This window comes from Candidatus Protochlamydia phocaeensis, assembly GCF_001545115.1.
GTDB classification, from domain to species: Bacteria; Chlamydiota; Chlamydiia; order Chlamydiales; family Parachlamydiaceae; genus Protochlamydia_A; species Protochlamydia_A phocaeensis.
Genome location: NZ_FCNU01000028.1, coordinates 167,128 through 184,217, shown reverse-complemented (window position 1 = coordinate 184,217; position 17,090 = coordinate 167,128). Strand labels below are relative to the sequence as shown.

The 17,090-nt window shown below is 45.2% G+C and carries 16 protein-coding genes; 5 read left to right on the top strand and 11 right to left on the bottom strand.

The window, feature by feature from the left end; all coding sequences use genetic code 11:
• Nucleotides 1-2: 2 nt before the first annotated feature.
• Genes nuoI through BN3769_RS10305 form a run of 9 tightly spaced genes read right to left on the bottom strand, consistent with a single transcriptional unit; the run spans nt 3 to nt 8,153 of the window.
• Nucleotides 3-476, bottom strand: a complete 474-nt coding sequence (gene nuoI / locus BN3769_RS10345; protein ID WP_068470256.1) for an NADH-quinone oxidoreductase subunit NuoI — start codon at nt 474-476, stop codon at nt 3-5.
• Nucleotides 473-1,462 carry an NADH-quinone oxidoreductase subunit NuoH gene (gene nuoH / locus BN3769_RS10340; protein WP_068470254.1) on the bottom strand — a complete coding sequence of 330 codons (990 nt, stop codon included), beginning with the start codon at nt 1,460-1,462 and terminating at the stop codon, nt 473-475. The genes nuoI and nuoH overlap by 4 nt, the downstream gene beginning before the upstream one ends.
• A 2-nt stretch (nt 1,463-1,464) precedes the next feature.
• On the bottom strand, nt 1,465-3,786 hold the full coding sequence (gene nuoG, locus BN3769_RS10335) for an NADH-quinone oxidoreductase subunit NuoG (RefSeq protein ID WP_068470250.1): 2,322 nt from the start codon (nt 3,784-3,786) through the stop codon (nt 1,465-1,467).
• Nucleotides 3,764-5,092 carry an NADH-quinone oxidoreductase subunit NuoF gene (gene nuoF / locus BN3769_RS10330; RefSeq protein WP_068470249.1) on the bottom strand — a complete coding sequence of 443 codons (1,329 nt, stop codon included), beginning with the start codon at nt 5,090-5,092 and terminating at the stop codon, nt 3,764-3,766. Before nuoF ends, nuoG begins: the two co-directional genes overlap by 23 nt.
• Nucleotides 5,085-5,600, bottom strand: coding sequence for an NADH-quinone oxidoreductase subunit NuoE (gene nuoE, locus BN3769_RS10325; protein WP_068470248.1), 516 nt, complete (start codon nt 5,598-5,600; stop codon nt 5,085-5,087). Before nuoE ends, nuoF begins: the two co-directional genes overlap by 8 nt.
• Nucleotides 5,600-6,805, bottom strand: a complete 1,206-nt coding sequence (locus BN3769_RS10320) for an NADH-quinone oxidoreductase subunit D (RefSeq protein WP_068470246.1) — start codon at nt 6,803-6,805, stop codon at nt 5,600-5,602. Before BN3769_RS10320 ends, nuoE begins: the two co-directional genes overlap by 1 nt.
• Entirely contained in the window at nt 6,780-7,313 is a 534-nt protein-coding gene (locus BN3769_RS10315) for an NADH-quinone oxidoreductase subunit C (protein ID WP_068470242.1), read from the bottom strand. The genes BN3769_RS10320 and BN3769_RS10315 overlap by 26 nt, the downstream gene beginning before the upstream one ends.
• On the bottom strand, nt 7,300-7,803 hold the full coding sequence (locus tag BN3769_RS10310; RefSeq protein WP_068470240.1) for an NADH-quinone oxidoreductase subunit B: 504 nt from the start codon (nt 7,801-7,803) through the stop codon (nt 7,300-7,302). Before BN3769_RS10310 ends, BN3769_RS10315 begins: the two co-directional genes overlap by 14 nt.
• Nucleotides 7,794-8,153, bottom strand: coding sequence for an NADH-quinone oxidoreductase subunit A (locus tag BN3769_RS10305; protein ID WP_228840675.1), 360 nt, complete (start codon nt 8,151-8,153; stop codon nt 7,794-7,796). The genes BN3769_RS10310 and BN3769_RS10305 overlap by 10 nt, the downstream gene beginning before the upstream one ends.
• Before the next feature lie 353 nt (nt 8,154-8,506).
• Between BN3769_RS10305 and BN3769_RS10300 the strand changes: the two genes are divergently transcribed.
• The 5 genes from BN3769_RS10300 to BN3769_RS10280 all read left to right on the top strand — a co-directional run bounded on the left by BN3769_RS10300 (nt 8,507) and on the right by BN3769_RS10280 (nt 15,032).
• Complete coding sequence (locus BN3769_RS10300) at nt 8,507-9,448, top strand: hypothetical protein (protein ID WP_068470238.1); 942 nt, start codon at nt 8,507-8,509, stop codon at nt 9,446-9,448.
• A gap of 341 nt (nt 9,449-9,789) precedes the next feature.
• On the top strand, nt 9,790-10,827 hold the full coding sequence (locus BN3769_RS10295) for an aldo/keto reductase (protein ID WP_068470237.1): 1,038 nt from the start codon (nt 9,790-9,792) through the stop codon (nt 10,825-10,827).
• On the top strand, nt 10,828-12,171 hold the full coding sequence (locus tag BN3769_RS10290; RefSeq protein ID WP_068470236.1) for a sugar porter family MFS transporter: 1,344 nt from the start codon (nt 10,828-10,830) through the stop codon (nt 12,169-12,171).
• 60 nt (nt 12,172-12,231) lie between these two features.
• Nucleotides 12,232-13,239, top strand: coding sequence for an SDR family oxidoreductase (locus BN3769_RS10285; RefSeq protein WP_068470235.1), 1,008 nt, complete (start codon nt 12,232-12,234; stop codon nt 13,237-13,239).
• Between the two features lie 302 nt (nt 13,240-13,541).
• On the top strand, nt 13,542-15,032 hold the full coding sequence (locus tag BN3769_RS10280) for a hypothetical protein (RefSeq protein ID WP_068470232.1): 1,491 nt from the start codon (nt 13,542-13,544) through the stop codon (nt 15,030-15,032).
• Nucleotides 15,033-15,095: 63 nt separating this feature from the next.
• On the opposite strand, the gene BN3769_RS10275 is transcribed toward BN3769_RS10280, so the two are convergent.
• Both BN3769_RS10275 and BN3769_RS10270 read right to left on the bottom strand, forming a co-directional pair.
• Nucleotides 15,096-15,563: a DUF6314 family protein gene (locus BN3769_RS10275; protein WP_068470231.1), complete on the bottom strand. Its 468-nt coding sequence runs from the start codon at nt 15,561-15,563 to the stop codon at nt 15,096-15,098.
• A gap of 152 nt (nt 15,564-15,715) precedes the next feature.
• Entirely contained in the window at nt 15,716-17,080 is a 1,365-nt protein-coding gene (locus BN3769_RS10270; protein WP_068470228.1) for an FAD-dependent oxidoreductase, read from the bottom strand.
• Nucleotides 17,081-17,090: the final 10 nt, after the last annotated feature.

Sequence of the window (17,090 nt, the reverse complement as noted above, 5' to 3'; positions counted from 1 at the left end):
AATTAAATCTCCCTATGCGGATCTCGTCCCGAATCACCCGGTTTTTTTTCAGTCAATTTATCTTTTGTAAAAATGAGCGACTCACGGTCAAAGCTGGACAGCTCATATTCATTGCTTAAAATGATTGCTCCAGTCGGGCATGCCTCTTCACAATAGCCGCAATAAATGCAGCGGATCATATTGATCTGGAAGTCCGATGCATAGCGTTCGCCATGCGAATGGATATCTCCCGGTTGATTCTCTGCAGGCTTGACATAGATAGCTTGAGAGGGGCATACGATCGCACATAGCTCGCAGCCGACGCAACGCTCTAGTCCATCATCCCATTTGGTGAGGTAATGCCGGCCGCGGGAGCGGGCGGGAAGCTTACGCTTTTCTTCCGGATAGCGTATCGTCACAGGGCGCTTAAAACCATATTTCAGGACAATGAAGAGCCCATTAAGCATGGACATGACTTTGCTGAACGCTTTTTTCATCTCACCACCAATACAAAGTAAGCGGTTACGAGTAAGTTAAGGACCGCCACCGGAACCAATACTTTCCAACCAAATGTCATCAATTGATCATAGCGGAAGCGAGGCAGTGTGGCTCTTACCCACATAAACAAGAAAATAAAGAAAGCCACTTTTAAGAAATACCATAGGACAGGAATATCGCCCGGTCCATGCCAGCCACCAAAGAAGAGCGTAACGGCAATGGAAGAAACGGCCAGCATGTTGACATACTCGCCAAGAAAGAAAACGGCAAATTTCATGCCGCCATATTCGGTATGATAGCCAGCCGTCAACTCATGCTCCGCCTCAGGTAAATCAAAAGGAGACCGGTTTGTCTCGGCAAAGGCTGTAATGATGTAAATAATAAAGCTGATGGGATTGGTCCAAATAAACCACTTGCCTATCGTTGGCTGTTCCGCAACAATGTCTTGCAAACTCAATGTGCTAGCAGACAGGATAACAGTCAAGATAGACAATCCCATAGGAACTTCATAACTGATCATTTGGGCCGTTCCGCGCAGCCCTCCCAATAGAGAATAACGGTTATTGGACGACCATCCAGCCAAAACGACTCCATAAACAGCCAAAGAAGAGAAGGCTAAAAGAAAGACAATCCCGGCATTGACGTCGGCTATTTGCAAAGAAACGGTATGTCCCCATAGATAGACCGTACCTCCGATCGGAATCAAGACAAAGGCAAATAGAGCCATAAAGAGCGAAATGGCAGGCGCCAGCCAATACGTAAAAGTATCCACTCCCGTCGGTTGGAATCGTTCTTTACAAAGCAGCTTGATACCATCGGCAATCGGCTGCAGCAATCCTAAAGGCCCTACCCGGACAGGTCCCAAGCGCAACTGCAAACGAGCCAGCACGATCCGCTCGCAATAAGTCATATAAGCGGCGGCAAGAAATAAGACAGCAATAATGACAAGGCCTTTAATCAGGGCTTCAATGACTAACTCTTGCATAGCTACACTTCTTTTTGTATATCGACCAATAAACCATTCAGCAAATTCGCATCAAATTCATGAACGGGAATTTTTTCAAAGCCAAGCGGCAAAACAACGGTTCCCTCAGCCACGCGCTTGTCCAGCCGCAGCTTGGCAGTAATTGATCGTCCATTAGCTGTCAACAGTGCCATTTCTCCATCCTGAAGGCCCCTTTTAGCCCCTTCAAAAGGATGCAAACGCACTCTTGGCTCTTTTACCAAGCGGATGACATGCGGATCGTGCTTCATGCGCTCGCCATGATCAAAAAGAGTATGAGAAAAAGTCGCAGCCAGCTTGCCTTCCCGCGGCCCGATTGCCGGTGTAGAAGACGTTTCTTTCAAATATTTAGCCCTTTCGTGAAAGAGATGTCCTGGCTTAAGTCGGTTAAGGAAATGATCATCGAGAATCAAAGATGTGCCCATTTTATCCGCCAGCAGCGTAAAAATTTCGCCATCGCTATAGAATCCGGGCGGAATGGCTTTCCCGGGCTCAATCTTCTGGACGCGCCCTTCAATATTGATGAAATGCCCTCCCTTCTCGACAAAGCATAGCGGGGGCAGGACAACGTCTGCCTGCTTGGCCGTTTCTGTGAGGAAAAGATCTTGAACGACGAGGAACTTCAATTTGCTGCGCGCTTCCTTCCATTGATCAGAGGGAAATTTCAAAGCTGGATTAGCGCCGACAACATATAATAAATCCCACCCCTCGCGCGCAGCGGATTCTAATACTTGAAGGGCATTTAGGCCAGGCTCGCTTATATGCCTGCCAAACGGCTTTAAGTCCGGACGCATCCCTGCCAATCTTGCCCCTTCACTATTTCCTCTCCCCTCTAATAGATTAAGCGATACAGGGGAAGGAAACGTTTGGCGCAGCCTATCCAATTCAGATAAAATCGATGCCCGCTCAGGTGAAGCCAAGTATTGCCTTCCAATAAAAATGGCGCCTTCTTTACCTTCTTCTGCCAATTTGGCTAGATTGGGAAGGTGCTCTCTTAGCAATTCAAGCTCTCTTCCGGGAGCATGAATAATCGTTTTGGCCAAATGAGGAGCGATTTCAGGAGCAAAATGCCCAATAAAGATTACTGTCGCTCCACGGTTAATTGCCTGCTTTAACCTTAACCAAATTACAGGAAATTCTTCCGTAAGATCTAAGCCAAAAAGAATGGCAAATGACAGTTGCTCGCATTCTCCGATCGCCATTTCCATCCCGGGTGCCATCCCTTCTTGATGAAGATCCATAATCGGCATCCCAATGCGATGATCGATGTGGTTGCTTCCCAATCTTTCCCGCATAAGCTTTTGCAGGAGATAGTTTTCTTCCACTGTCAATGGATTGCCTCCCCAAGCAGCTATCTTTCCTTCTGGCTGGAAGGCTTTCATTTTTTCTGAGACTAAGGCGATAGCCTCTTCCCAGCTGGCTGTTTCAAGCTTATCGCCCTTGCGGATCAAAGGCTGTTGCAAGCGGTCGGGATGATAGGTAAATTCGTAGCCGAAGAATCCTTTATCGCACAGCCAGATGTCATTGACCTCATGGTTTTCTCTAGAGCGCGTCCGCATAATTTCTCCATCGCGCGAATCAAGAAACATGCTGCAGCCGACAGGGCATAGCGTACAGGTGCTGGGTGTGGAATCGTTATCCCAAGGACGGGCGCGAAAGCGGTAAACATCGCTAGTCAGAGCCCCGACAGGACATAATTGAATGGTATTTCCAATAAATTTGGATTCTGCCGGCCCTCCATCTGGCGTGCCGACTTCGCTTCGGTAGCCTCGCTCCATCATTTCAAGCGCATGATCTCCGGCAATAATATCTCCAAAGCGGGTGCACCGCGCGCAAACAATGCAGCGTTCGCGATCCAGCATCAATACAGGACCTAAAGACCACGGCTTAACAAAATGGCGTTTCTCTTCGAAGAACCGGCTTCTACCGGGGCCATAAGCCATGGTATTATCTTGCAATAGGCATTCCCCTCCCCTATCGCAAATAGGGCAATCGAGCGGATGATTGATGAGCAAGAATTCTAAAATGCCTTCCCTTCCTTTTTCAGCTGCCTCGCTATGTGTTTTAACAACCATTCCTTCTGTAGCGACTAAGGTGCAAGAGGTCTGAAGCTTCGGCATTTTTTCAACTTCGACCAAGCACATGCGGCACGCCCCGAATGGGGGCATGCGGTCTTGATAGCAAAAAACAGGGATATTAATTCCATGCTGCTTGGCGGCCGTATAGACAGTCGTTCCTTTGGGAACGCTGATTGACTGTCCATCAAGTGTAAAAGTGACGATATTAACTTGGTCCGTAGTTTGCACTTCCAACCTTCAAATAGGGGTAAGAGATTTTCATTTCTGGGCGTCCTTCTGCATTAGGATTCTTCCTAATATACGCCTCAAATTCACTTCTAAATTCCTGAACGGCGCTTACGATGGGTGGCTCTGCTCCAACAGCAAGCGGACAAAAAGAGTTGGCCGCCATCTCTTTGCAGACTTGTTCGATCGTTTTCAAGTCTCCAAATGTTCCTCCTCCCGCTTCAATCCGCTGAAGGACCTGCACCATCCAGCGTGTTCCTTCCCGGCAAGGCGTGCATTTGCCACAAGATTCATTTTGATAAAATTGCATCAAGCGTCGGGCGACTTTGACCATATCAGCCGAGTCATCCATGACAATAATTGAAGCTGTCCCTAAAGCTGTTTTGCGGGCTGCCAATGTTTCAAAATCCATGGAAATATCCAGATCCCGCTCGGTCAAAAGGGCGCATGAGGATCCCCCCGGATAGCAGGCTTTAAAGCGCCTTCCTGGATCCATCCATCCAGCAGCTTCCAGCACTTCTCTTAAAGGAACTCCTAATGGGAATTCATAGCACCCTGGCTTTTGCACCTGCCCGCTGATTTGGAAAATCTTGGTCCCCGTATTTTTAGGCTTCCCTATGCTTTGATACCATTCCACGCCACGGTTGACAATATGAACAACATTGCAAAGCGTTTCGACATTATTAATGACCGTGGGCTTCTGATAGAGTCCGGCCACTGCCGGGAAAGGCGGCTTTAAGCGGGGCGTCGCCCGAAAGCCTTCCAAAGAATTAAGTTGAGCCGTTTCTTCCCCTGCAATATACGCACCTGCGCCTGGATGCACGGTGATCTCCAATGAATAATCGGAACCAAAAAGAGGCGCTCCTAAATAGCCTTTTTCCTTGGCCTGCTTCACGGCTTTGCGCAGCTTGCCATTGCCTTCAAAGAATTCCCCACGACAATAAATAAATGCATGCTTCGCACCGATGGCATAGCTGGCCAGCATAATTCCCTCAAGAAGTTGATGCGGGTCATGCTCGATCAGCCATCTATCTTTAAAAGTTCCGGGCTCGCTTTCATCGGCATTGCAGACAACGTATTTGGGAAGAGAAGGATCCCTGGGAACAAATCCCCATTTCATGCCGGTTACAAACCCCGCTCCACCTCGTCCTCTTAACCCGGCCTGCTTCACGTTTTCGATAAGATCTTCCGGTTTGAGATGAGGAATTGCCTTGCGGATGGCTTGATAACCGCCATTTCGCTCATACGTTTCGATGTCGCATTGATTGGGATCATCCCCATAAGCCATCAATATGCGCATTTCAGGCATAGCTTACCTCGTCTTTTCCGATAGGAGAAGGATGCCCGGGACTTTTTTTGGCGTCTTCCAATAAACGATCGAGTTCTTCTTCTTTAACAGGACCGATGACTTTATCATCCACTAGCATCATAGGAGCCCGGTCGCATGCAGCCAAGCATTCCGACGCAAAGACAGTAAATTCTCCATCTGGACTCGTTTCTCCAGGATTGGCGTGCAATCTTTGGCATAGCCCCTTGACTATACCGTCCGCTCCTCGCAGCATGCACGATACATTTGTACATACATGCAGAATGTGCTTGCCGACCGGCTCTTCAAAGAACATATCATAAAAAGTGACAACGGCATTGACTTCGTTGGGGTCTATCCCAAATAATTCCGCCACCTCGTTCTGCACGCCGCGCGGCAGATAGCCCGCTTCCGCTTGGGCAAGATGGAGCGCCGGAATAAGCGCCGAGCGCTTCTCCGGATAATTCTTTTGCAATTCCAAAATAGCTTTTCGTGTGTCTTCTGTAAGCATCAGCGGTCAACATCTCCCAAAATTGGATCAACACTGGCAATGGCAACAATAACATCGGATAAAATGTGGCCCGGCAACACATCTTGCAAAACGGCAACATGGGCAAAAGAAGGCGATCGCACGCGCACGCGATAAGGGCGATGGGTGCCGTCGCTAACTAAATAATAGCCCAATTCTCCCCTTGCAGATTCTACGCACTGATAAACTTCGCCAACAGGCGGACGCAGACCTTCACAAACCAACTTGAATTGATGGATAACCGCCTCCATGCTGCGGGCCAGCTCCCTGCGCGGAGGCAAAGCCACCTTGCGATTATTGGTCAGAACAGGGCCGGGCTTTAAACGTCCCAGCGCTTGCTCAACTAATGAGGCGCTTTCCTTCATCTCGTCCATACGTACAAGGTAGCGGGCATAAGAGTCAGCCTCTTTCCTCGTCGGAATGTCAAACTGGTATGTCTCATATCCTAAATAAGGATAAATTTTGCGGATATCATAAGGCACGCCTGCCGCACGCAGTACCGGCCCTGTGCACATATACTTTTTGCAAAGCTCTTCATCAATAATTGCCACGCCTTGCAAGCGTTCGCACCATACATAGTTATTTGTTAAGAGCTTATCGAGGTCTTTCCACATTTGCGGAAAACCTTTTAAAAAATCCCGGGCATGGGCGTCAAATTCAGGCGTCAAATCCCGCGCAAGCCCGCCAATGCGCCAGATCGATGGAAACATCCGCGCTCCCGCCACTTCTTCAAAAAGATCGAGGATCTTCTCTCTTTCGGCAAAACAATACATGTAAACAGAGGACATGTTGAGCTCAAGCGCACTCGTTCCCAACCACAATAAATGGCTGGAGATTCTGGAAAGTTCCAAAAAAATCAGGCGTATGATCTGCGCCCGTTCCGGAACTTCAACAGCCATCAAGCGCTCAACAGACGCTGCAAAAGCCTGCTCTTCAGCAGGCCCTGATAAATAATCCAAACGGTCGACAAGGGTAAAAACTTGAGGATAGGTACGCGACTCGCATTCTTTTTCCACCCCTGTATGCAGGTAACCTATCACAGGTTCTGCAGATACAAGCTTCTCTCCATCAAGCCGTAATTTTATACGCAAAACGCCATGAGTCGATGGATGCTGCGGCCCTAAGTTAAGCTCCATAATATCTGCAGCAAGCTCGGCTTGATTATGGTCTTTGTATGTTTCGTTCATGGTTGATAATCTTGGATGGAACTTTAGGTTTTACGCCATGTTTAAATTCAACGGACTCTTCGGTCAAGGGATAATCGCGGCGAAGAGGATGCCCTTCCCACTCATCAGGCATCAAAATACGCTTGAGATCGGGATGTCCCTCAAAATGCACACCAAATAAATCATACAACTCCCGCTCATACCAATTAGCCCCCGGCCATAGAGAAGTCACAGAAGGCAGAAACACGCCCCTTTCCGCATAAACAATGATGCGCAAGCGGCTATAGTTGCTTGGATTGTGAAGCCAATAAACCACTTTCGTGCGGGGAACAGGCGCAAGATAGTCCACTCCTGTTAAATCCATTAGCACTTCGTAACCTGGCTCTGGCGTTTGCTTCAGAAAAGCAAGGATATCTTTTAATCTATCTTTTTGAACTTCAAGCGTTGTCTCACCTAGAAATTGGGTTTCCATCAAGATGGCATCGCCCATATGCGCTTTTAAGAGTTGGACGGATTCAGCTGTTCCCATGCGTGGCTCGCTTTCTTCTAAAGGGGTCTTTCTCTTCTTTAATTTTCTTTTGCAGAAGAATCAGGCAATCTAAGAGCGCCTCAGGACGAGGGGGACAACCGGCTACATAGACATCGACCGGAACGATCTTATCCACACCTTGTACCACGGCATAGTTGTTATAAACCCCTCCACAAGAAGCGCAATCACCCATTGCCACAACCCATTTAGGTTCCAGCATTTGATCGTAAATGGTTTTAAGTACAGGAGCCATTTTTTGGCTGACACGGCCGGCAACAATCATCACGTCGCTTTGACGCGGCGAGGCACGATAAACCTCCATCCCAAAACGCGCCATGTCATAGCGGCTTGCAGCCGTTGCCATCATTTCAATGGCGCAGCAAGCCAATCCAAATTGCGCCGGCCATAAAGAGCTTTCGCGTGCCCAATTAATGAGCATCTCAAGCGGAGCCAATAAAAAAGGAGTATGTTCTTTTGGATTCAATCCCATTGTAGTCCTCGCTTACGCCAAATATAGGCAAATCCTATCAGAAGAGCGATTAAGAAAAAGGCCATCTCATAAAAGGCAAAAGGACCAATGTTTTTTGCAACAACAGCCCAAGGGTAAAGAAAGATCACTTCAATATCAAAAATCAAGAAAATCAAACCGACTAAATAATGACGCAAAGGGAAGCGTTCTTGCTGCAAATGCGTCTCCGTTTGAATGCCTGACTCATAAGGCATATATTTCACCCTACTTGTCCTTATAGCCGGAAATAAGCTGGAGACTGCCAGCACAATCAGCGTGACTAACAAAACCAAGCCAAAATAAACATAAACTGAAAGATAATCGGAAATCATTGGATCCCATTAAATAGGCTTTATTGTATGAATAATTTCTTATCAACAACCTGTTAATGTGTCAATATTTTTTTTGTAACTCATTGAGGCGAATGGCTTTGAGATTAAAAGTAAAAAGACGGCCTATACCCATTCAAGAAGGCAAATAAAAAGAAAAGATCAAAATTAATTTTTAGGTTAGGCTGCATCTGCGAATTGCTAAGAAAACAACATAAAATAGCAGGACAATATTGACTAATATAGTCCGCTATTTTATGCCGTTGCATAGAAAGAAAATATTTTCGCTTCTAGGCCAATATGAATTTATAAGCACACTCGTTGAGTGCAAACAATTATGCATGAGGCAATGTCCTATGAGTACGGACGACCCTGTTCCAGAAGATTTCAATCTGAGGCCCGATCAAGCTGTCTTAGCAAATGAGCTCTTTAATAATGCCAATACGAATATGCTCATTTTTCACTTTCAACCCCACCCCTTCCCTGCCATTAAGGAAAAACTGCAAGAAAGTTCAGTGCAGCATGCCGCTATTGAAGAAAGAGATATTTACATTTTAGACGATTTCTTCGCTTATCAAACAAGCCAAGATCTGCGTACGTTTACAGAACAGGCCGAATTTAGCAAAAGGACTTTTGCTAGCTATACCAGCAGAGAAGGAGGAGAAGAGCCTGCCCGCGCTATGGATAAAAGGGAGAGGTGGAATTTTTTTACTAATCCTCCTCAAGCCATACAAGAGGTCTATCAACTGCTAGGACTATTTGCTTATAGCATAGGAGCAGATATTGCCACCCAGCCTTGGAATATTTGCTATGAGGATGCTTGCTTGTCTGCCGTTGCCACTAATCGCCTGGAAAGCGTCTCGTCCGATACGATGACGAAGGGTAAGCATGATGATTATTGCCCGGAAGAAGGGATTCCTTTTGAAATTCCCATTTTATATCCATCTGAAAAGTCTTATCATCCCACTCAGTTTATTAATGGAAGCCCTGGTAGGCCTTGGCTTGTCACATTAATGGTTTATGTAGCGGAGGAAAATTTTAAACCTGAATATGGAATGGGGACAATTTTCTGTCAGAGCAATGGAGAAATCGCATTGCGGGAAGAATGCCGACACATGCGCATGGTCTTATTTGAAGGAAATATCGTTCATGGAATCGAGGAATCAAGGATTCCTCCGGATAGAAAAACATGGCGCGTTTCTTATGTCTATAAGTTAACTTTCAATCCCAAGCAAGAAGGACAGTCTGTAAAAAAAGATTTCTACCATTACATGCAGTCCTTTCGCCTGAAAGCTTAGGCGTATCCCTAAATTCATACTAACCGATATCTGGAATTATTCTCCCGCTTTGACACTGTCGATGTTCGGCATCCGTTGCATGTGATAAGCAAACAAAAACTTTTCATAAAGCAACGCTTTTTTCACCGTCGCAACTATTTCCTAGAAATGCTGAAAATATGAACTCTCTCCATCTGCCCATCGAATCTCTTATCCAACGGCTGCCGTCCATACAGAATAGCATTCTCTCGTGCAAGGGTTATACTTCAATTATAAACCAATTTTTTAAAAATTTAATTGCAGTATTTCCTTACTTAATATTTCTTAAATGTGAATTACACAAACTTAATCAAAGGATTTGCATGGAATACCGTCAATTGGGAAGATCGGGGCTTAAAGTGCCCGTTTTAAGCTTTGGAACAGCGACTTTCGGAGGCTCCAATGAATTTTTTAAGCGCTGGGGCGAAACGGATGTAGAAGAGGCTAAAAAACTGATAGATATATGTCTGGACGCCGGCATTAATCTATTTGACACAGCCGATGTTTATTCTCAAGGCAGCTCAGAAGAGATCCTAGGGCAAGCCATTAAAGGAAAACGCCATAGAGCCTTAATATCGACTAAATCAACCTTTAGGGTGGGAGAAGGACCGAATGATGCCGGATCTTCCCGCTATCATTTGATCCAATCGGTTGAGACCAGCTTAAAAAGGCTGCAAACAGATTATATCGACATTTATTTCTTGCATGGCTTTGATGCCCTCACTCCTATCGAAGAAACGTTGAGCACTTTAGATCATTTAGTCCAAAGCGGGAAAATCCGCTACATCGGGTGTTCCAATTTTTCCGGCTGGCATGTGATGAAGTCGCTTGCCATTTCAGAAAAATATGGATGGGCCCGCTATGTCGTCTATCAAGGCTATTATTCCTTGATCGGACGCGACTATGAAGAAGAACTGATGCCGTTAGGAATAGATCAAGGCGTATGCCTGATGGCCTGGAGTCCGCTTGGTTGGGGCAGGCTGACGGGAAAAGTTCGACGCGGGCAACCGCTTCCCGAAGGCAGATTAAAGACCGGCGGAGCCGTTGGCGGACCGCCTGTTGATGATGAATATCTTTACACCGTCGTCGATGTACTGGATGAAATTGCCAAAGAAACAGGAAAGACCGTTCCTCAAATAGCGCTGAACTGGATTTTGCAGCGCCCAACCGTTGCCAATATCGTCTTAGGCGCCAGAAATGAAGAACAGCTTCAACAGAACCTAGGAGCGATCGGTTGGAACCTAACAGCTGATCAGGTGGCAAGGCTTGATGCTGTCAGCGCCCGCCAGCCTTCCTATCCCTATTGGCACCAGCGGCAATTCTCGGAAAGAAACCCTTCGCCTGTTTTAAAGGCAGAGTAAATGAACAGGCGCCTCTATCTGGCAAGCGCAGCCGGCTTCGCAGCTCTGGGAGGACTGTTATTTGGATATGATACCGGCGTCATCTCAGGGGCGATCCTTTTCATCCGCAAAGAATTCGCGCTATCAACTTTTTCTATTGAAATGGTTGTCAGCGCGGTTCTTCTTGGAGCCATTTTAGGGGCATCATGCGCGGGCGTTTTATCCGATTACATGGGACGCAAAAAGCTCTTATTAGGCACCGCACTTTTATTCATTTTAGGCTCTTTGGGATCCGCCCTTGCCAGCAGCTCTGCTTGGCTGATATTCAGCCGCATTCTAGTCGGAATTGCCATTGGCATGTCATCAATGGCAACGCCCCTTTATTTAGCCGAAATTTCTCCCGCCTCTATAAGAGGAATGCTCGTTTCGCTCAACCAATTGGCCATTACCCTTGGCATTGTGCTCGCTTATCTTGTCGATTATTCTTTAGCCCCGATAGGAGCATGGAGATGGATGATTGGATTAGGCACGTTGCCCGCCATCATTTTTGGACTGGGAATGTTTTTTTTACCGGAAAGCCCCCGATGGCTTGCCAAAAAAGGATTTATTGACCAATCCAGGCAAGTGCTCATATTCATTCACGGACAGGAAAAAGCCCTTCAGGAATTGGAAGACATCCAAAACTATACTAAGTCTGCTCATGTCAGCTTGGCTCAAGCTATGACGCCCTGGCTAAAAAGGGCGCTTCTCATCGGAATCGGCCTGGCTATTTTTCAACAACTGACCGGAATTAATACGATTATCTATTACGCTCCCATGATTTTTGAGTGGGCCGGTTTTACAGTTGCGTCAGATGCCATCTTAGCCACTGGTTTAATTGGCATCATCAATGTCTTATCTACTTGCATTGCCCTTTGGCTGCTAGATAAAGCCGGTAGACGCCTCTTATTACTAGTAGGCCTGGCAGGTATGGTTTTCAGCTTAGGCTGCTTAGGAATATTCTTTTCCTTTCCTCATTTAAGCCATTATTTGGGAGTATTAACCCTGTCCATGCTCACGCTATATGTCATTTCCTTTTCCATCAGCCTAGGCCCCATTTTTTGGCTTTTAATTGCCGAAATTTACCCTCTTCATATTAGAGGCACAGCGATGAGCGTCGCGACCTTTGCTAATTGGCTTGCCAATTTAGCGATCGCCTTGACTTTTCTAAGTTTGATCAAATTACTAGGCATAGCGGCCACTTTTTGGCTTTACGGGTTAATTGGGATATTGGCTTGGATCTTTTCTTATTTTTTAGTGCCTGAAACAAAAAACCTTTCATTAGAAGCCATTGAAGCGGCATGGAATCATGCAGATAAAGAATAGCTCGATTTTAATCCCCTCTTGCTATACTTCGCCCTTCGTTTGTCTATAGGAACATACTATATGAAAACTCTAATTCTCAAAGTGCTTATCCTTGGCGGAACAGGCTTCTTAGGCCCTCATCTTGTAGAAGAACTTCAAGAGCAGGGACATGAAGTGACATTGTTCAATCGCGGGCAGCATAATCCTGCCCTATTTCCGGAAGTTGAAAAACTGCAAGGCGATCGAGATGGAAACCTGCATGCCTTGCGAGGACGCAAATGGGATGCGATTATTGACACTTCAGGGTATCTTCCTCGCGTGGTAGAAGCGTCATCAAAAATTTTAGCTCAAGCAACAGATCACTATACGTTCATTTCTTCCATCAGCGTCTATGAAAATTTTCATCGGTTCGGCATGACGGAAGGTGATTCTGTTGCCCAGCTAGATGATGAGGCGACTGAAGACATTAACGAGAAAACCTACGGGGCTTTAAAAGCCCGTTGCGAAACAACCATACAAAGCTATTTTCCCAATTCTTTAATCATTCGTCCAGGACTGATTGTCGGCCCTCTCGACCCAACAGACCGATTGACCTATTGGCCCGTCCGCTTGGCGGATGGCGGAGATATTCTTGCTCCAGGCGATCCAAGCGCTCCCATCCAGTTAATTGACGTACGCGACTTGGTTAAATGGATAGTCAAAATGGTGGAGGAACAGGCAACAGGCGTTTACAATGCCACAGGCCCTCTCGCTCCTTTGACCTTTGGGCAATTATTAAACGCTTGTCAATCCCTTAGCCAAAAAACATGCATCCTCCATTGGGTAAGCGAAGATTTTCTTCATGCCCATCAGGTACAAGATTGGATCGAGCTTCCCCTTTGGCTCTCCCGCAAACGCCACATGCCCGGCTTTTTAAGCGTCGATGTTTCTAAAGCCATACAAGCAGGCCTCTCCTTCCGGCCACTGGACGAAACGCTATCTGCTATTTTAAAATGGAATGCCGGCCGAAGCAGGTCTGAAAGAAAAGCAGGCATGGAACGAGAGAAAGAACAGGCTCTCTTAAAGGAATGGCAACTAGAGATGAGATAGGAATCCTGATTATTCTATTTTATTAGTTTCCTATTACACATAATAAAATCAATTCAACTTTTACTTTTAATTTAAGAATAAACCTATTAAAATACTAATAAATATAATTATATTATTTTAATAATGATAAAAAAATGAGACTTACCTTTGAACAACAAAATTAACGTTTAATGGCTTTTTTTAACGTTTTATAGATGCGTAAATCAGTATTACAAAAATTAAAACCCTTTGATTAATTAGCTATTAATAAAAAATACAAAAAAAATCTAAACTAACACCAATCAAACAATCAATAAATTATTATGAACGCATCTTTTAATATTCACTTTAAATTTGATCAGTATGTCGATCATCTTCATGCCAAAGTAGTTGAAAAGCCTAGCCGATCCCTTCAAGACCTGGAATTAAAAGCTCAAGAGATTAGCAACAGAGTTTTTCCCTTTATTCAAGTTCAATACATGGATGACGCTTTTCAAGTGCTCATTACTAAAGCGATTGACCGAATTGCCACAGTTAAGCCCGGCAGGTCCCTGCTCAAGCAATTGATAGCCAATAATAAAGTCATTAAAATTGATATTCAAAAAGATGAGACCAAAGGCAATATTTGTAGAGAGGATGTTATTTTAATTAATCCGAATGAGACATCTTATTATTTGTCTTTAAATCAAGAGGGAAAATTAAAATTAATCAAGAAAGACTTAGAGATCAGCCTTTTTCACGAGATGCTGCATGCCATTCACGATGAAAAAGATCGTCAGCAAAGGCGCCTTCTAGATTCTTCAATGTGTTCGACTCTTTTACCAGACATGGATAACTTAGAAGAGCAGGTGACAATTGCGGGAATTTTGCCCGGCAGCAGCAATCTCGTTTCTCCTTGCGAAAATGAATTTCTTTTAGCCTGCGACCGCCCTTTACGCCTCTCCCATCTCGGCTTTCAAATACCTTCCACTGACAGGGCGACGTTTATTGATCATTTGCTCATGATCCATACCGCACGGCCAAACGAGGCAAGCGAATTCATGGCTGATCATCCCTCTTTTCTATCCGAAAAGGCCGTTTGCCATCTTGCCGATGGAGATAAGCCTCGCGCAAGGAAAAAAGCAATTTTTCCCTTAACTGCCGCTTGCTATTTCGGCAAATGCGATCTTGTTCATCAGCTCCTGGACAAGGGAGCTCAAGCTGATGTAACGGATGATTTAGGAGGCCCTTTATCCGCTTGTCTCATCGGAGGAGAATTTGAGTTAATGGATTCTCTCATTAAAGAAGCGCGCATTCCAAAAGAAGAGGCTTTACACGCTTTAATTAACTGGGTAAAGTCCGAAAAAACGCCTGATAAGCTGATCTCGAAATTAAAGAGTTTTCTTACCATTTTTTCTGCAGAAGAAAAATGTTATCTATTTAAACATTTAATTAATCATGCCGATAATTTCCTCTTTTTAGATTGCTTGTTAGCAGGCTGTAAAGGGGAAGAAAAAGATGACGAGGGCAACACGCTTGCCATGCTTTTTATCACCTTTTTCATTGCATCCTCTGTTAAGCCTTTAAACTATGGCTATGCCACCTTGTGGGAAAAACTAGAAAAGCTTCCTTCCTTTAGGCAAACATTAGAGCACGAAAATCAAACGGGAGAATCCGCCCACTCCTTAGCCAGCCACTTAAATAATCAATGGCTATTATCCCGGTTAAGCAAAGACGCTTCTCCTGAAATAGAAGATGAAGAAGATTTTGATGGGTTGATTGAGCCTTTCAATGTAAACGATTTTTTTGCCGCTTACCTTGAATGTCCGCGCTAATGCTCCATTTAGGCTAGATTTCGCAATCGCTATCTAGCCTTCCTAAGCGATGTTGCGGCCGAATTAGGAGTAAAAATAATCCATTTCTTCATTTTTCTTGGGGCCGATCACGCGCCAACTTAGGCACAAGTTATGGTTGCCTAAGTAAAAATACCCTTCATATTTATCTTCAGCGCATAGATGAGCCTTAACAGATACCAAAGACGCCCTGCCTGAAGGAACCAAATGGAAGAGAAAAACTGGACGATCTCTCCCCTTTCTGAGATGCTCCAAGGAAATCATTTCGCCTTGCTGATCCAACGTCCAGCGGAAGGCGTTACTAAAATTAAAGACTTCTCTTCTTTTGTTCTGCCAGCTCCCTTTTTCATTAAAAATCAAGGCGCATGCCCCCTCTCTAGTAATGGAAACACTCCCTGCTCCTTGTCCATTCCACCCATCCGCATGCTGAGAATGCGTTCTTGCCTGAAAAGTCAATTGATTGACTAGGGAAAGCCTTTTCCAAAATGCCAATAGGATTTGCTGACCGGCCAAATTTACCCTCTCTTATGCTTGGTTAAAACATGAAATGTTGAAGGCATTCTAAATGGTTTAGAAAAATCAAAGCTCTTTATGCAGCATAAAAAGATGAAATAGAAGAAGTTTAAATTAAATGCCAGATCAGATAAAGCAATTTTTTCCCTTTACTAGTCACCCGAGATGGCAGTGATTTTAGCCAGCCTCTCGGCTTGGGGAGCCAATTGCTGGGCTATGTTGATTGCTGAGACAATGGCGCTCTCATGCGAGTCATTGTCATGCGTATAATTTCCGGCAAACCACAGATTTTGCTCTCCCTGAACCATTCCAAGAGCTTTCTGGACTTGAAAGTAATTTAAGTCTGCTAGAGGATGCTCATAATAGGCAAGAGCGTATAAGGGGTCAGGAAGAGGGCCTTCCTTATCCTGGGAAGGACGCACATCATAAGTGATCCAGGATTTAAAAATTGGATTGGAGGGGCTCAGCCATTTCTTATAGACCGTTGTCGCACTATTTTGGCCATCATATCTTACATTGACAACTCGCCAATCTTGCTCTGAATCAGGCATAAAGCGCTTGTCTCCATGAATAGCGATGGTCGTATCGAAATACTTGATGCGCCCAAGAATAGAGCGGATATATAAGGCTTCCGGAATATGGGCTAAAAGCTGTGAAGCCTGTTTGGCATTGGTTGCAATGACAAGATGATCAAATTGCGAGCTTGTTCCATCCTTTTCCAAGATCGTGTATAAGCCGCCCTCATAGGTAATCTTTGCAATTTTTGCGCCCAGCTTGACTTGCGTCCCCTCAAGCTGCGAAGCGAGAGACTGAATATATCTTTGCGTGCCTCCGGCAATTTCAATCCAAGTATAATGTTTAGTCTCCTTGCCTTCTACTACATATTTCATGGCATTATAGGCGGCAAATTTTTTCATATCTTCCTTGCTTACTCCCCACCCGGCAGCCAAGAAAGGATAGAGAAATTCCTCCTTAAAATTTTGTGTCAGCAATAAAGGAGAGAGGAAATCTTCGAGGGCAATCCCTACATCTTGAACGGCAAGCAAAGATTTTCCCTTTTCAAGCAAGTACTCAAATTCCAGCATCGTGAAGATATCATGGGGCGAAAGGGAATGCCATTCGATTTGGCCATCGTGAATGGGAGGAAGCAGCAGCACATCGCTTCCATCCGTCCGGTAAAAAGAAGTTGTTAGCGTGTATTCATGCAAAGGGACATTCAAAATATTTTTCAATAAGTTGTAAAAGTAGGGAAAGTGGGCAGGAGAGATAAATTCAAAGCCGGCTTCAATGGGAACTAAAGTTCCATTGACATTGATCTCAATAGAATTGGCGTGGCCGCCCAAGCGCTCTTGCGCTTCAAATAAAGTCACGGCATGCTCTTGATCTAAAAGCCAGGCCGTTGTCAGTCCGGCTCCCCCCGCTCCAATAACAGCGATGCGTTGTTTCTCCGCATAAAGCCCCGCGTAGAACCACAAGAAAATAACGCAAATGAACCAGAGAGAAAGCTGTTTACGCATTATCCTGCTA

Excerpts from the sequence above, each read along its gene's own strand:
- BN3769_RS10300 (WP_068470238.1), top strand. The coding sequence starts at position 8,507 with ATGAGTACGGACGACCCTGTTCCAGAAGATTTCAATCTGAGGCCCGAT.
- BN3769_RS10280 (WP_068470232.1), top strand. The coding sequence starts at position 13,542 with ATGAACGCATCTTTTAATATTCACTTTAAATTTGATCAGTATGTCGAT.
- BN3769_RS10310 (WP_068470240.1), bottom strand. The coding sequence starts at position 7,803 with ATGGGATTGAATCCAAAAGAACATACTCCTTTTTTATTGGCTCCGCTT.
- BN3769_RS10305 (WP_228840675.1), bottom strand. The coding sequence starts at position 8,153 with ATGATTTCCGATTATCTTTCAGTTTATGTTTATTTTGGCTTGGTTTTG.
- BN3769_RS10285 (WP_068470235.1), top strand. The coding sequence starts at position 12,232 with ATGAAAACTCTAATTCTCAAAGTGCTTATCCTTGGCGGAACAGGCTTC.
- nuoF (WP_068470249.1), bottom strand. The coding sequence starts at position 5,092 with ATGCCTGAAATGCGCATATTGATGGCTTATGGGGATGATCCCAATCAA.
- nuoI (WP_068470256.1), bottom strand. The coding sequence starts at position 476 with ATGAAAAAAGCGTTCAGCAAAGTCATGTCCATGCTTAATGGGCTCTTC.
- BN3769_RS10290 (WP_068470236.1), top strand. The coding sequence starts at position 10,828 with ATGAACAGGCGCCTCTATCTGGCAAGCGCAGCCGGCTTCGCAGCTCTG.
- nuoH (WP_068470254.1), bottom strand. The coding sequence starts at position 1,462 with ATGCAAGAGTTAGTCATTGAAGCCCTGATTAAAGGCCTTGTCATTATT.
- BN3769_RS10295 (WP_068470237.1), top strand. The coding sequence starts at position 9,790 with ATGGAATACCGTCAATTGGGAAGATCGGGGCTTAAAGTGCCCGTTTTA.
- BN3769_RS10270 (WP_068470228.1), bottom strand. The coding sequence starts at position 17,080 with ATGCGTAAACAGCTTTCTCTCTGGTTCATTTGCGTTATTTTCTTGTGG.
- BN3769_RS10315 (WP_068470242.1), bottom strand. The coding sequence starts at position 7,313 with ATGGGAACAGCTGAATCCGTCCAACTCTTAAAAGCGCATATGGGCGAT.
- BN3769_RS10320 (WP_068470246.1), bottom strand. The coding sequence starts at position 6,805 with ATGAACGAAACATACAAAGACCATAATCAAGCCGAGCTTGCTGCAGAT.
- nuoE (WP_068470248.1), bottom strand. The coding sequence starts at position 5,600 with ATGCTTACAGAAGACACACGAAAAGCTATTTTGGAATTGCAAAAGAAT.